The organism is Geobacillus sp. DSP4a, from assembly GCF_013096875.1.
Lineage (GTDB): Bacteria > Bacillota > Bacilli > Bacillales > Anoxybacillaceae > Geobacillus > Geobacillus thermophilus.
Genome location: NZ_SDLD01000038.1, coordinates 1 through 13,193 on the forward strand (window position 1 = coordinate 1; position 13,193 = coordinate 13,193).

At 51.1% G+C, this 13,193-nt stretch carries 14 protein-coding genes and 1 pseudogene; 13 read left to right on the forward strand and 2 right to left on the reverse strand.

What is annotated here, in order from left to right; translation table 11 throughout:
* Nucleotides 1-683 precede the first annotated feature (683 nt).
* Both ETC02_RS12865 and ETC02_RS12870 read left to right on the forward strand, forming a co-directional pair.
* Complete coding sequence (locus ETC02_RS12865; RefSeq protein ID WP_171698324.1) at nt 684-1,934, forward strand: IS481 family transposase; 1,251 nt, start codon at nt 684-686, stop codon at nt 1,932-1,934.
* Nucleotides 1,927-2,727 carry an ExeA family protein gene (locus ETC02_RS12870; protein ID WP_041468198.1) on the forward strand — a complete coding sequence of 267 codons (801 nt, stop codon included), beginning with the start codon at nt 1,927-1,929 and terminating at the stop codon, nt 2,725-2,727. Before ETC02_RS12865 ends, ETC02_RS12870 begins: the two co-directional genes overlap by 8 nt.
* A gap of 203 nt (nt 2,728-2,930) precedes the next feature.
* On the opposite strand, the pseudogene ETC02_RS12875 reads toward ETC02_RS12870, so the two are convergent.
* Nucleotides 2,931-3,575 (reverse strand): annotated as a pseudogene (locus ETC02_RS12875) (transposase); the annotation flags it as partial.
* A 1,375-nt stretch (nt 3,576-4,950) separates the two neighbouring features.
* Nucleotides 4,951-5,229, reverse strand: a complete 279-nt coding sequence (locus tag ETC02_RS12880; RefSeq protein ID WP_253264149.1) for a YuzC family spore coat inner layer protein — start codon at nt 5,227-5,229, stop codon at nt 4,951-4,953.
* Between ETC02_RS12880 and ETC02_RS12885 the strand changes: the two genes are divergently transcribed.
* The 11 genes from ETC02_RS12885 to ETC02_RS12935 all read left to right on the forward strand — a co-directional run bounded on the left by ETC02_RS12885 (nt 5,228) and on the right by ETC02_RS12935 (nt 12,999).
* Complete coding sequence (locus ETC02_RS12885; protein WP_044742683.1) at nt 5,228-5,479, forward strand: hypothetical protein; 252 nt, start codon at nt 5,228-5,230, stop codon at nt 5,477-5,479. The two genes, ETC02_RS12880 and ETC02_RS12885, sit on opposite strands and share 2 nt — an antisense overlap.
* Before the next feature lie 146 nt (nt 5,480-5,625).
* Nucleotides 5,626-8,022 (forward strand): Na+/H+ antiporter subunit A, encoded by a 2,397-nt coding sequence (locus ETC02_RS12890; RefSeq protein WP_050367744.1) that lies wholly within the window; start codon nt 5,626-5,628, stop codon nt 8,020-8,022.
* A complete protein-coding gene (locus ETC02_RS12895) occupies nt 8,015-8,431 on the forward strand; it encodes a Na(+)/H(+) antiporter subunit B (RefSeq protein WP_033010703.1) in 417 nt (138 codons plus the stop codon). Before ETC02_RS12890 ends, ETC02_RS12895 begins: the two co-directional genes overlap by 8 nt.
* On the forward strand, nt 8,432-8,773 hold the full coding sequence (locus ETC02_RS12900) for a Na(+)/H(+) antiporter subunit C (RefSeq protein ID WP_033010707.1): 342 nt from the start codon (nt 8,432-8,434) through the stop codon (nt 8,771-8,773).
* On the forward strand, nt 8,766-10,238 hold the full coding sequence (locus ETC02_RS12905) for a Na+/H+ antiporter subunit D (protein WP_050367743.1): 1,473 nt from the start codon (nt 8,766-8,768) through the stop codon (nt 10,236-10,238). Before ETC02_RS12900 ends, ETC02_RS12905 begins: the two co-directional genes overlap by 8 nt.
* 6 nt (nt 10,239-10,244) lie before the next feature.
* The gene (locus ETC02_RS12910) at nt 10,245-10,721 is read left to right on the forward strand and encodes a Na+/H+ antiporter subunit E (RefSeq protein ID WP_050367742.1); all 477 of its coding nucleotides are present in this window, start codon (nt 10,245-10,247) and stop codon (nt 10,719-10,721) included.
* Nucleotides 10,721-10,999, forward strand: coding sequence for a Na(+)/H(+) antiporter subunit F1 (locus ETC02_RS12915; RefSeq protein WP_216367822.1), 279 nt, complete (start codon nt 10,721-10,723; stop codon nt 10,997-10,999). Before ETC02_RS12910 ends, ETC02_RS12915 begins: the two co-directional genes overlap by 1 nt.
* 22 nt (nt 11,000-11,021) lie before the next feature.
* Nucleotides 11,022-11,345 (forward strand): monovalent cation/H(+) antiporter subunit G, encoded by a 324-nt coding sequence (mnhG, locus tag ETC02_RS12920; protein ID WP_050368719.1) that lies wholly within the window; start codon nt 11,022-11,024, stop codon nt 11,343-11,345.
* Nucleotides 11,346-11,512: 167 nt separating this feature from the next.
* On the forward strand, nt 11,513-12,133 hold the full coding sequence (gene kapD / locus ETC02_RS12925) for a 3'-5' exonuclease KapD (RefSeq protein ID WP_171698325.1): 621 nt from the start codon (nt 11,513-11,515) through the stop codon (nt 12,131-12,133).
* A 69-nt stretch (nt 12,134-12,202) separates the two neighbouring features.
* Nucleotides 12,203-12,418, forward strand: a complete 216-nt coding sequence (locus ETC02_RS12930) for a hypothetical protein (protein WP_033010715.1) — start codon at nt 12,203-12,205, stop codon at nt 12,416-12,418.
* Nucleotides 12,419-12,498: 80 nt separating this feature from the next.
* Nucleotides 12,499-12,999 (forward strand): superoxide dismutase family protein, encoded by a 501-nt coding sequence (locus ETC02_RS12935; RefSeq protein ID WP_171698329.1) that lies wholly within the window; start codon nt 12,499-12,501, stop codon nt 12,997-12,999.
* Nucleotides 13,000-13,193 lie beyond the last annotated feature (194 nt).

Genomic DNA, 13,193 nt, shown 5'->3' on the forward strand with positions numbered 1-13,193 from the left:
CTCCTCCACTGTTTGGTTATGTGTTCACAACTTCCACAGTAGAGGAAATGTTAGAGGCTGGCAAGCCTTTTTTCTTTGCCTTCAGCTCTGCACTTTTCGTTGCAGAACTCTGTATTTTTATTTTGCACTAAACAAGTATCGCCTTTGGATCGCGCGGTACGCTTCTGAGAATGCCGCAAAACCGTGAGTGTGCTGCCTTCTTTCCTCCTCCCGTATGTTCAATTCAATATACCCAATCCGTCATCTGGCAAGCGGTCAAAGCATGGCTCGAAACGCCAAGACGAGGAGCGAAGACCAAACAGGTTGGTTTTCCCACCAAGGAGGTCATCTTATTTTATGTCCGACGATTTTTACGGAATCTCTCCCGCTTGCATCACGCGGCGGTGAGAAGGTGGGGGATCATCGGCCCTGTGGGGAACGCAAGAACAGAACGGGCGGTTTGGTGGATGCAGACCTTGGAGGGACGGGGGGTGGGCTCGATCATCCAAGACCTGTGGACAAACGAGAGGTGGCATCCGTTTGCGGATCAAATTGCTTCCTGATTTTCTACTTAACACCAAAAACGGAGATGGTTGATGTTCCCACAAACCCTTCCTCTCGACGAATCTCGAGCCGTTTCGTAAGATAGGAGGCAGAGGGACCGGAACGGTCCAACATCACAGGGAGACAGGGAGGAGATCCGGATGGATGAATCGATGAGACACGACATCGCGCTGTTTCGGTACGGGCTGATCGCTCCGTTGGTGAATGGCCAGGTGGAGCCCAAAGCGTATTTGAATGAGGTGGGCGGGCGAGTGCATTCGATTCCTCATCAAGGGGACAAGCCCATTGCGGCGAAGACGATTCTGGATTGGTGCGCCCGATACAAAAAAGGGGGCTTCGACGCCTTGAAGCCGAAGCGCCGTTCGGACCGCGGCCGCTCCAGACGTCTGTCCCCCGATGATGAGGATCATATTCTAGCATTGAGGAAGGAACATCCCACCATGCCCGTGACCCTATTCTACGAACAACTCACCAAGCAGGGGGACATTCCCACCACCCTCTCATACTTTACTATATACCGATTGTTGAAAAAACACAACCTGGTGGGAAAAGAAATCTTGCCGATGCCGGAGCGAAAGCGTTTTGCGTATGACCAGATCAATGAGCTATGGCAAGGGGACTTATCCCATGGACCCACGATTCGCGTCCATGGGAAAGCCCAGAAAACGTTTTTGATCGCGTATATCGATGACTGCTCGCGGTTGGTGCCGTATGCCCAATTTTTCCCTTCGGAGAAGTTTGACGGGTTGCGGATCGTCACAAAGGAAGCGGTGCTTCGTTGCGGGAAGCCGAAACGCATTTACTCGGACAACGGGAAAATTGATCGATCCGAGGTGCTGCAGTATGCGTGCGCCGAGATGGGGATTACACTCATCCACACTCAGCCGTATGACCCGCAAAGCAAGGGAAAAATCGAACGGTTCTTCCGCACCGTACAGACACGGTTTTATCCACTGTTGGAGCTGAATCCGCCGAAATCGCTTGATGAGTTGAACGAGCGTTTTTGGAAGTGGCTTGAAGAAGAGTATCATCGAAAACCGCACGCCTCACTGGACGGAAAAACGCCGCATGAGGTGTTTCAGTCCCAAGTGGAACGAGTGGTGTGGATCGAAGACATCGATTGGCTGGATGCGATTTTTCTGAAACGGGAGCACCGCAAGGTGAAAGCCGATGGCACGATCACCCTGAATAAACAGCTATACGAAGTGCCGCCTCGGTTCATTGGGCAATCGATTGAGCTCCGCTATGACGAACGAGGCGTCTATGTGTACGAAGATGGCAAACGGGTGGCGGAAGCCATTCGGGTGCGTTTGGAGGACAATGCCTATGTGAAGCGCCACCGGTCGCCGTTTGCGGCGGTTTCGGCGAAGGAGGGCGAACAGGATGTATAAAACGTTTTATTCCCTCTCGCGGGAGCCGTTTGCGAAAGAAACAGACCCGTCCGAGGCGTATCAAGGGGCGGCGTTTCAAGAAGCGCTGCGGGCGCTGGAGTACGTGAAACGAACGCGGGGAATCGGGCTGTTGATCGGAGAGCCGGGGGCGGGCAAGACGTTCGCCCTTCGGGCGCTGAAAGAGTCATTGAATCCATCATTGTATCATGTGGTCTACTTCCCGTTATCGACCGGAGGCGTGATGGATTTTTACCGTGGACTGGCCTTGGGATTAGGAGAGGAACCGAAGTACCGCAAGGTAGATCTCTTCCGCCAAATCCAGCAGGCGATCGAGCGATTGCATCATGAACGACGGATCACGCCGGTGTTCATTTTGGACGAGATGCATTTAGCAAAGGATGCATTTTTACAGGACATCGCCATCTTGTTCAACTTTGAGATGGATTCGACCAACCCATTTGTCTTGATTTTGGCCGGGTTGCCCCATTTACAGGGGAAGCTGCGGCTCAATCAGCACCGCCCTCTCGACCAGCGGATCATCATGCGATGCCGGATGGGGCCGCTGGAGAAGGAAGAGGTGGCGGGCTACATCGAGCATCGGATGAAACAGGCCGGGGCGAAGCATCCGATCTTCACCCCATCGGCGTTAGAGGCGATTGCCCTGCAATCACGTGGTTGGCCCCGTGTCATCAACACGTTGGCCACGACGTGCCTGCTGTACGGGCATCAGCTGAAAAAGGACGTCATTGACGAAGAAGTGGTGCGCATGGCTGCAGAGGAAATGGGGTATTAGCACGAAAGGGGCCAAATCGGCCTCTTTTGTGCTTCCTCTTTTTCATCGGTCCATCAGGCGCGCTGGAAATCTTCATCTGAAAGAGCGTGCAAATGTTCCGAAAGAATGTGCAAAATCCGCAATAATTCGCAAAAATTTTGCACATTATTTCCGAATCCGCCTGAAATAATTTGAAAAAGGGATTCTGAAATAATGTGCTAATTTACAGCGATGACATGGAATCCCTTTTTCAGACAGGCTTCGATGAGCGTTTGGGACGGATACCACGAATCCATGAGCACATACACCGGCCGATCCGGTTCCACCTTGAGTGAGGAAAGCATCTCGATCGCCAGGTCGATTTTGCTCCTTCCCGCCTTCTTGTCATACAGGCGGAACGCGAACGGAAACGCCTGCGTGAAGGTGTGCACCATCAGCCAAACGAGCGAATGCCCCCAGACCGATTGATGATCTTTGTGAGAGAAATGCCAACCACACCCTTGAATGGCGTGCGTTGCCCGTGACGAAGGCTTCGTTTTTTGGCAAATCGTATCATCAATCGAGACAAAGAGAGGCTGATTCTTTCGCTCGACCAGGCGCTCGATTCGGCGGAGGATCCACTCTTGAAGCTTCCCAAGCAGCCTTTCCTCATCCCAAGGGCTTTTCGTGAAAAAGTGACTGAGCGTCGTTCGATGATTCGGATGAAAGCTCCAGTGATGAATATCGGTCAATGTTCCCGAGAATCCCTTGGTGGTCAAGGCATCGACGATATGAATGAGATGCTTGATGACCGGTTTGGAAAGCTGCAGCGTCAACCCCAAAGTGAAGAAAAACTTGTGGATTCCTTGGTGATGTGCTAATCTATTCATGAGACATGAACCTCCTTGTGTGAATGGGTTTTGTGCACATCTATTTTACCCAAGGAGTCCGGTTCATGTCTCCTTTTTTGTTTGGTTGTAAATTTATGTTAGTGAATTTGCTCATCTACAGTCATCAAGTTTCTTTGGGCTTTAAGGGGGCCGCAGAAGGCTTCGGTTTCTTCTCGTATCTTTTGGGAAGAGAGGGGCGAGAGTACGTGAGTTGAGGATGGTGGAAGGAAAGAGAAAAGCGGTCATGGAAATGGATCATTCCTGAAACGAGCATTCCTGTTAGGAGCTTTTCCGGGGACTTGATCAAAAAAAGTCCTCTTGGTATGATGCAGGGGTGTCAAACAATACCTACCATCATGCCAAGGAGGACTTCAGATGAATTGTACACAAAATTGTAAATTAGCACATTATTTCAGAATTCACCGAAAGTTGTACTTGACTATTTCAGAACATGCATTCTTTGTACTTATAAGGAAAAATCAGTAAATCAAATTTTACGTACACGGTGGCTCAAGAAAATCCCCTTTTAACCGAAGGCGAATAGATGGATGTGGCGGATTCGGCCGACGGAACACCAAGGAGAATCTTTATGATCAAGAGAATAAAGTTTATACTGTCCACTTTGAAGAACAAGTGCTGCGCTTTTTAGACTACAAGGCGGTCAAGCTGACGATGTTGATTTCTTTGATTACGATCATTGTCGGGGATCTCATTTATCGACCTAGGTGAGCGGATGCGCAAAATGAATGGAAGGGGCCGCCGGGCGTTGGTGCCCGGCGAGTTTGGTTAGACGCCAGACGGCGATGGGACGGTCGCTGTCTTTTTTTCTTTCACGAAGGCCGGCGGCAAGAACCGTTTTGGTGTGACAGGAGCTTCTGGTCCGGCAAGGCGCCAACGACAACACCGCTTCCAGCGCTGTGCATCGTCTGGAAGCGGCGCTGTCGCGTCGGAAGCGGCCGTCGTGAACGGATGTTGGCAGCCGCCAAAGCGGTGAATGCGAAGAGAGAAGGCTGTTTGACGGCCGTTTTTTCCTCTTTCGCCCGCCGCCTAGATGGGGAAGGTTATCCGTGAAAAGGCGGAAACACGTTCCAGCGCAAGCCGACAACGAGCTGGCAGCACGGAAATGCGCCAGGCGGCGGCGACAGCGTCAGGCGGATGCCGTCGGGAGTGAACTACCCACCACCTACGCTTCGCTTAGAGGTGGGGGCTTCAAGCGACTTGTGTGTGTTCGCTGAACGGTAAGCCACACACAAGAACCCTTTACGCTTCCCTTCGTTCCGAAGGTGTCCGTTCTAGCCATATTCTATCATATTCGTTGGCTAACGCCAACCGAAATTCATCTCCCACTTTCACTGGTGCTGGCGCACCTTCACGTTTAGAAGTAGGAGACTTCTTTCGGAGGGAAGTTAAAATACACTTCAGTTTGCGAGCGGATGCCGAGCGAGCGGATGAGGCGCTTCACTTCCTCCGTTTTTCCTTCTTGGGCGGCGGACATGATCGTGGCGGCAAACGAGCGCGATTCGGCCAGCCTTTTTAAAATGACTCCAGCATCGTTCATGAGCGTCTGGGCGGTGGCAGCCGATTGGGAGAAGATGGCGGGGTCGACCGACGGGTACGGCCTTGCCCATGCCGCAGGGGGCAGGAAATAAACCATGGGCTTGCTCCTCCTTTTCTGCGTGATTACTACTTATTTATACTCGTTGCGCTGTAAGCCGGTGCCATGGAAGACCGGTGAAAAAGGCTGCCGCGCCCCAATCAGCGGCATTTCACCGAAAAAGAAAACGGGATTCACCATGCTTTTTAATGCAAAAAGCGGCTGGGACCAGCAGCATGTTTCACTAAATCACCTGCTCGATCGAAACGATGCGATTGGCGATTGGCAGCGTAAGGGGAAACTTTTTTAGGAATTTTTCGTATACAGATAGGCGGCGAAAGTCTGGCTTGATTTTCAGCAGACCGTTGTGCCGACAGAGGCGGGAGTTTATGATACAATACGAAGTAGGATAAGCGGGGCGATGTGAGGGGAAACAATAGGGAAGGAGGATGGTTCATGTTAAACTTGGCAATTGTCTCACCACTGATTTATGCTTTATTCGTTCCGTTTTTGTATAAATATGTGCGTTCGATTCATACCGGATGGTTTGTGCTCCCACTACCGGTCTTATTGTTTTTATATTTTATTCAACATCTCCCTCTTACCCCCTACGGACAAACGATCCCTTGGATTCCGTCTCTAGGAATGGATTTTCAAGTCTATATGGATGGGTTAGGGCTGCTCTTTTCGTTGCTAATCACAGGGATCGGTTCTCTTGTCGTGCTGTATTCGACTTACTATTTGCCAAAGGAAAAGGAAAAACTCGGCCACTTTTACGTGTATTTGCTTTTGTTTATGGGAGCGATGCTTGGCGTCGTTCTTTCGGACAACGCAATGGCGCTCTATCTATTTTGGGAATTGACATCGTTTTCATCCTTTTTATTGATTGGCTACTGGAATGAGCGTGAACGCTCGCGGTATGGGGCGCAAAAATCGATGCTCATCACCGTGCTTGGCGGGTTGTCTTTGCTTGGAGGATTTTTATTGCTTTCGGTCATGAGTGGAGGGTCGTACAGCATTCGCGATTGGATGGCTATGGCGGATGCGTGGCCGCAACATCCGTTATTTTTTCCGGCGATGCTCTTGATTTTGCTTGGCGCGTTTACCAAATCCGCGCAGTTTCCGTTTTACATTTGGCTTCCGGACGCGATGGAAGCGCCGACGCCGGTCAGCGCGTATTTGCATTCGGCCACCATGGTGAAAGCCGGCATTTATTTAGTGGCTCGCTTCACTCCGATTTTTGCTGTTTCTTCGCTATGGGTTTGGTTGGTGATGGGCATTGGAATGGCGACGCTTTGTTGGGCATCGTTTCATGCCGCCCGCCAAACAGATTTGAAAGGGTTGCTCGCCTATTCGACGGTGAGCCAGCTCGGGTTGATTATGTCGCTGCTTGGCGCTGGAGCGCTGGCTTTTCATGGCGATCCGGGCGATCGTCGTTTATATATGGCGGCCGTGGTGGCAGCAGTGTTTCACTTAATCAACCATGCGACGTTTAAAGGAAGCTTGTTTATGGCTGCCGGCATTGTCGATCATGAGACCGGGACGCGGGATATCCGGCGTCTTGGCGGGCTGCTCAGCGTTATGCCCGTCACGTTTACCGTTGCGGTCATCGGTTCATTGTCGATGGCAGGTGTGCCTCCGTTTAACGGATTTTTAAGCAAAGAAATGTTTTTTGCGGCCATGGTGCAGGTGGCGAACGCCCATTTGTTTTCGCTTGATGTCTGGGGGATCTTGTTTCCGGTGCTCGCTTGGGTGGGGAGCGTGTTCACCTTTTTGTACAGCCTTCTTTTTGTTGGGAAAACGTTTCTTGGCGCTCCGAGGCCTTCGGAATGGCCGAAACGGCCGCACGAAGCCCCGGTGGGGATGCTTGTGGCGCCGGTGGTGCTGGCCGTCCTTGTCATCGGTTTTGGACTGTTTCCGAATGTGTTGTCCAACACGGTGATTGCTCCGGCGGTGGATGCTGTTGTTAACGGCTTGTTCCGTCGGGAAGGGCTTTCCGTGCACATTAGTCATTGGCACGGATGGACGGCCGAAGTGTGGATGACGATCGGAGTGATTGTCCTTGGCGTGTTGCTATATCGGAAGTTTGATTCATGGAGGCGCGTGTACGGCGCGTTTTCGCAGCGGCTTTCACTGAATCACTTATATGACACGGTCGTGCGGCAGATGGAAGAGCAGTCGTATTCGCTGACAAGCCGTTACATGACCGGGTATGTTCGGACGTATTTCTTGTATATTTTGTCCGTAATGATCGCGCTGCTTGTCGCAACGATTGTTTTGAAAGTAGATGGAAGGCTCTCGCTAAGCCATTTAGCGGAAGTGGGCATCCATGAACTGATATTGGCGTTGGTCGCCTTGATCGGAACAGCGACGACTGTGGCGGCCAAATCACGTCTTGTTGCGATTATCGCGTTAGGTTCGGTCGGCTATACGGTTTCCCTTTTCTTTGTGTTGTTCCGGGCGCCTGACTTGGCATTGACCCAGCTTGTCATTGAAACGATTTCTGTTTCGCTGTTTTTGCTTTGCTTCTATCATTTGCCGAAGCTCAGCCGCCATGAGAAAGGCGTTCGATTCCGGCTTGGGAACGCTCTTATTTCGCTTGGCGTCGGCGCGTTGGTCAGCGTGATCGCCTTGTTGGCGTACAGTGAGAAAAACTTTGCATCGATCGCTCAATACCATATTGAAAACGCGTATGAAAAAGCGGCTGGAAAAAATATTGTCAACGTCATCTTAGTTGACTTCCGCGGATTTGATACACTTTTTGAAATTTGTGTGCTGGCGATCGCGGCACTCGGCATTTACGCTTTAGTGAAGCTGAAAGCTCCGAAAGGGGAGAGCGGCAAATATGAATGAGCTCATTTTGCGCACGGTAACGGCCGTTGTCACGTTTATGATCATTTTATTTGGGATTCAGCTTTTTTTCGCCGGCCACTATTACCCGGGCGGCGGATTCATTGCCGGTCTCGTTACCGCCGGCGCCATTATTTTGCTGCTGCTGGCGTTTGACATCAAAACCGTCCGGTCGATGATCCCGGTTTCGTATCGCACGCTCATTGGCATCGGGCTGCTGTTTGCCTTAGGAACAGGTCTTGGCGGCTTAGTCTTCGATGTCCCGTTTTTAACGCACGCCCACGGCCATGTCATGCTGCCGCTGCTTGGGGATGTGTCGCTCCATACGGCCGTCTTGTTTGACTTAGGAGTGTATTTGGTCGTTGTCGGGGTGACCATGACGATTATCGAAACGATAGGAGAGGAAGAATAAATGGAAGTCGTCATGATTATTGTCATCGGCTGTTTGTTTGCCGGCGCTACGTACTTAATGTTAAGCAAAAGTTTGCTTCGGATCATTATCGGCACGGGATTGTTAAGCCATGGAGCGCACTTGCTGTTATTGACGATGGGAGGATTGAAAAAAGGAGCGCCGCCGCTGCTTGACGTGCAGGCGGAACATTATGTCGACCCTGTTCCGCAGGCGCTGATTTTGACGGCGATTGTCATTAGTTTTGGGGTCACGGCGTTTTTGCTCGTTTTGGCGTATCGTTCTTATCAGGAGATCGGGACGGACAATATTGAACGGATGAGGGGAAAGGAAGACCATGACTAATGCCGTAATTTTTCCGATTGCGATTCCATTGACGACAGCAGTTCTCTTGATGTTTTGCGTGAAATCATTGAGAGCGCAAAAAATGATTTCCCTCGTGTCAGCAGGGGCGCTCATCGCTGCGGGCGCTTGGCTTGTGCGTCTTGTCGACCATGAAGGGATGCAAAAGCTCGACGTCGGAAACTGGCCGGCGCCGTTTGGGATTACGCTCGTCTCCGACATGCTTTCAGCGCTGTTGGTGTTGACAACGAGCGTGATCGCGCTCGCTTGCCTGCTGTATTCCTTTTTCACGATTGACGCGAAGCAGGCGTCCATGTACTACTATGTTTTTTTTCAGTTTCTCATTGTTGGAGTGAACGGGGCGTTTACGACAGGGGATATTTTTAACTTATTCGTGTTTTATGAAGTGATGCTTATGTCATCGTATGCGCTTCTCGTTCATGGCGGTACGAAAATCCAGCTTCAGGAAACGATGAAATATATGGTGATCAACGTGTTTTCATCAGCGTTGTTTGTCATCGCCGTCGGCTATTTGTACGCCGTGACCGGCACATTGAATATGGCGCACTTAGCCGTACGGATTTCTCAAGCAGACAACACTGCTGTATTGACGGTCATTTGCTTGCTTTTTCTCATTGTCTTTGGGTTAAAGGGGGCGTTGTTTCCGTTTTATGTTTGGATGCCGGGGGCTTATTCCGCTCCGCCGTCAGCTGTGCTTGCGTTGTTTGGCGGCTTGTTGACAAAAGTCGGTGTGTATTCGATCTTGCGCACTTTCTCGCTCATTTTCCGTCAAGATGTCGGCTATACGCATACGATTTTAGCGTGGTTGGCGATCGCGACCGTTGTATTTGGCGTCATTGGCGCCGTGGCTTACCGCGATATGCGGCAAATCGCCATTTATAACATTGTGGCGGCCATCGGTGTGATGGCGTTTGGCATTTCTTTAATGACAGAAGAAAGTATGGAAGGCACGATCTTTTACTTGCTGCAAGACATGGTCATGAAAACGGCGCTCTTTTTCATTATCGGAGCGATTGCGTATGTCGCGGGAACGAATCAACTCGGGCGGTTCAGCGGACTGCTCGGTTCGTATCCACTGCTTAGCTGGACCGTATTCCTTTCCGCTCTTGCGCTAAGCGGCATTCCTCCGTTCAGCGGGTTTATCGGAAAAGCGCTCATTATTCGGGCGGCGTTTGAAAAAGGACAGCTTCTGTTTGCGCTGGTTGTGTTATTATCCAGCTTGCTTGTGCTTTATTCGGTGATGAAAATTTTTATTCAATCTTGTTGGGGAGAAGCGCGCGGGTATGAGCAAAAACGAGTCGCCCCGCTGTATGTGCCGATTGTCGCGCTTCTTTCCTTGGCCGTTTTATACGGCGTCGGGGCCGAATTTGTTCGTCCATATATCGCCCAGGCGGCGGCGACGTTGGCGGATCCGTCAATATATATTGAGTCCGTGCTGAAGGAGTAGAGGCAAATGGCGCAACAATTGCTGATCAATGTGATATTGGCATTCGTTTGGATGTTTCTTGCTGATTCGTTTAGCGGATCATCGTTTGTCATTGGATATCTCCTTGGTTTCGGCATCCTTTTTGTGCTGCGAAGATATTTTTCGACAACGTTTTATGTCGTCCCGTTGTTTGTGATTGGAAAGCTGACGCTCATTTTCATCAAAGAATTGTTGTTGGCCAACTGGGCTGTTTTGAAGATTGTTCTTTCCCCGTCGCTGGACATGAAACCTTGCATTTTCGCTCTTCCTCTTGAGGTGAGAAGGAACTGGGAAATTACGCTGTTGTCGAGCTTGATTACATTGACGCCCGGAACGTTTGTGATCGACGTCTCTGATGATAAGAAAGAGATTTATATTCATACGATTGATGCGCCGGATGTGGATGAAGTCATCCGACAAATCAAGACATCATTTGAAAAAACGATTTTGGAGGTGAGCCGGTGATGGTGATGTTCAATGTCGCGCTGGCGTTGTTGTCGCTTGCTGTCATCTGCTTTCTGTATCGGGTTGTCAAGGGCCCGACCGTGGCGGACCGGGTCATTGCGCTTGATGCGATCGGGATTTGTCTGGCAGGCATTGTGGCGGTGCTGTCCATCATATTGGAGACGAGCGTGTTTTTAGAAATTATTTTGCTGATTGGAATTTTGGCATTTCTTGGCACGGCGGCGTTTGCTAAGTTTTTGCAAAAGGGGGTTGTGATTGAACGTGACGGAAATCATTGATGGGTTGATCGTGTTGTTCGTCATGGCTGGTGCGCTGTTAACATTGATTTCGGCCATCGGCGTCCTCCGTCTTCCCGACGTCTATACGAGAAGCCATGCCATTAGCAAAAGCACGACGCTAGGGATGATTTTCATCTTAATGGGGACGTTATTTTACTTTTGGTTGAAGCACGATCATTTCAATTCCCGTTTGTTGTTGGCTATTGTCTTTCTGTTTTTAACATCTCCGGTGTCGGCTCATTTGATTAGCCGTGCGGCATACTACTCCGGCGTTCGACCGTGGGAAGGGACGGTTCGCGACGATTTGGCCGAACGGAGAGAGAATAGAACGAAAAGCGCAAAGTAGAGAAGAAATAGCGGGATGTCCTTTCGGTTTCTCCAGACCACTCCGCTTTCACGGCATCCGCCTCTTTTTCGCCCTTTTCTGAAAAAAGAAATAAACAATGGCTTCTACGTGATATAATAATAAGTAAGACCCATTACGGCTGTATGGAAGAAAGGGGGGAAGCGGCGATGGATGACCCGCAATATTTGTTTCTCGATTTCGAATTTACGATGCCGGAGACGAAAACGAATCCAAGCGGGTTTTGCCCGGAAATTATCGAAGTCGGCCTTGTTGCGGTTGTTGAGGAGCAAATCGTGAGCCAATTTTCCTCCTATGTGAAACCGCTCCGTTTTCCGCAACTCACCGACCGGTGCAAATCGTTCCTCAACATCACCCAAGCGCAAATTGATGGCGGCATGAGCTTTTTTGATCTCGTTTCCTTGCTCCGGCGGTATGACCGAGAGCGCCCGACGACCGTCGTGACATGGGGCGGCATGGACATGAAAGTGCTCCGGGAAAACTGTCAGTCGGCGCAAGTCGCATTTCCATTCACCGGCGAACACCGCGATTTGGCTTTGGAGTATAAACGGTTTTTCGGCAACAAAAACCAAACCGCCTTGCGCAAAGCGGTGCAAGAGTATGGAAACGAAGCAGTTGGAAAAGCCCATTGCGCGCTCGATGATGCGTTTACCGCCTACACGATCTTCCGGCTCATCGAAAACGACAAAAAGTATTTGGCGAAGACGAAGCCGCCGACGCTCGGCGAGCGGATCGATTTCACCCAGCTGAGGAAAAAGTTTGCGTTATAGCCGGCTGCGTTGGCAGCGGCTTTTTTATGCTATAATATAGATGATTTTACGGCAGAAAGGTTGTTTGCGATGTGGCCATGGGTGTTGAACTTGTTTTTGTACTTTCCGGAAGACAAGCGTGAATACATTCCGGCGGCGATTTCCTTTGCCGTCTTTTTCTTGATGGCGGTGTTTACCATGCGGCTCATCGTCGTCATTTCCCGGCGTCAGGAGAAGGAGGCGAAGCAGCTGGAAGAACAGCTGCTCGGCAAACAGGACAGACAAAAACAGCCGCCGCATGTATAAACCGGCGCTTCCTCGGCAATAATGGCGGATAACGGATGTGAAGCTGGGGGGAGTTTGTGTTGCGTGGATCATATGCGATCATGTCCGCCGTGCTGCTCGTGTTGTCCGGCTGCGGGCAAGATGAAGGAACGAGCCGGACGGTGGAGATGATCAATGCGGACGGCGATCGGATCGGTACGGTGGAATTGACGGAGCAAGCCGAAGGAGTGCGGTTGAAGCTCGATTTGGAAGGGCTCCCGCCGGGGGAGCACGCCATTCATATTCATGAAAAAGGAAGTTGCCAGCCGCCTGATTTTCAGTCGGCGGGCGGGCATTACAACCCGGACGGGAAAAAGCACGGCCTTCTCCATCCGGAAGGGGCGCACGCCGGCGATTTGCCGAACATCATTGTGAAGGAGGACGGCACGGTCAACGTCGAGCTGACGGCGCCGAATGTGACGCTCCGGGAAGGGGAAAAAGGGACGCTCTTGACGAAAGACGGAACATCGATCGTCATTCACGCCAAGAAAGACGACGGCATGACCCAGCCGGCCGGCGACGCCGGCGGGCGGATCGCCTGCGGGGAAATCAAGTCGTCATGAAACAGGGGCTCGCGTGCGGGCCCCTGTTTCACGTTGCCGGGACAGCTCTTCGCATGGCAAATGCGCGAAAGCGACGGTTGCACGGCCTCTGCGGCACATGGTTGGCAGAACAGAGAACGGGAAGGAACGATCGTTTGGCTTCCTTTTCCTTTTTGATTGACATGGATAGAGGAATCCCGCAACGGATTTGGTGC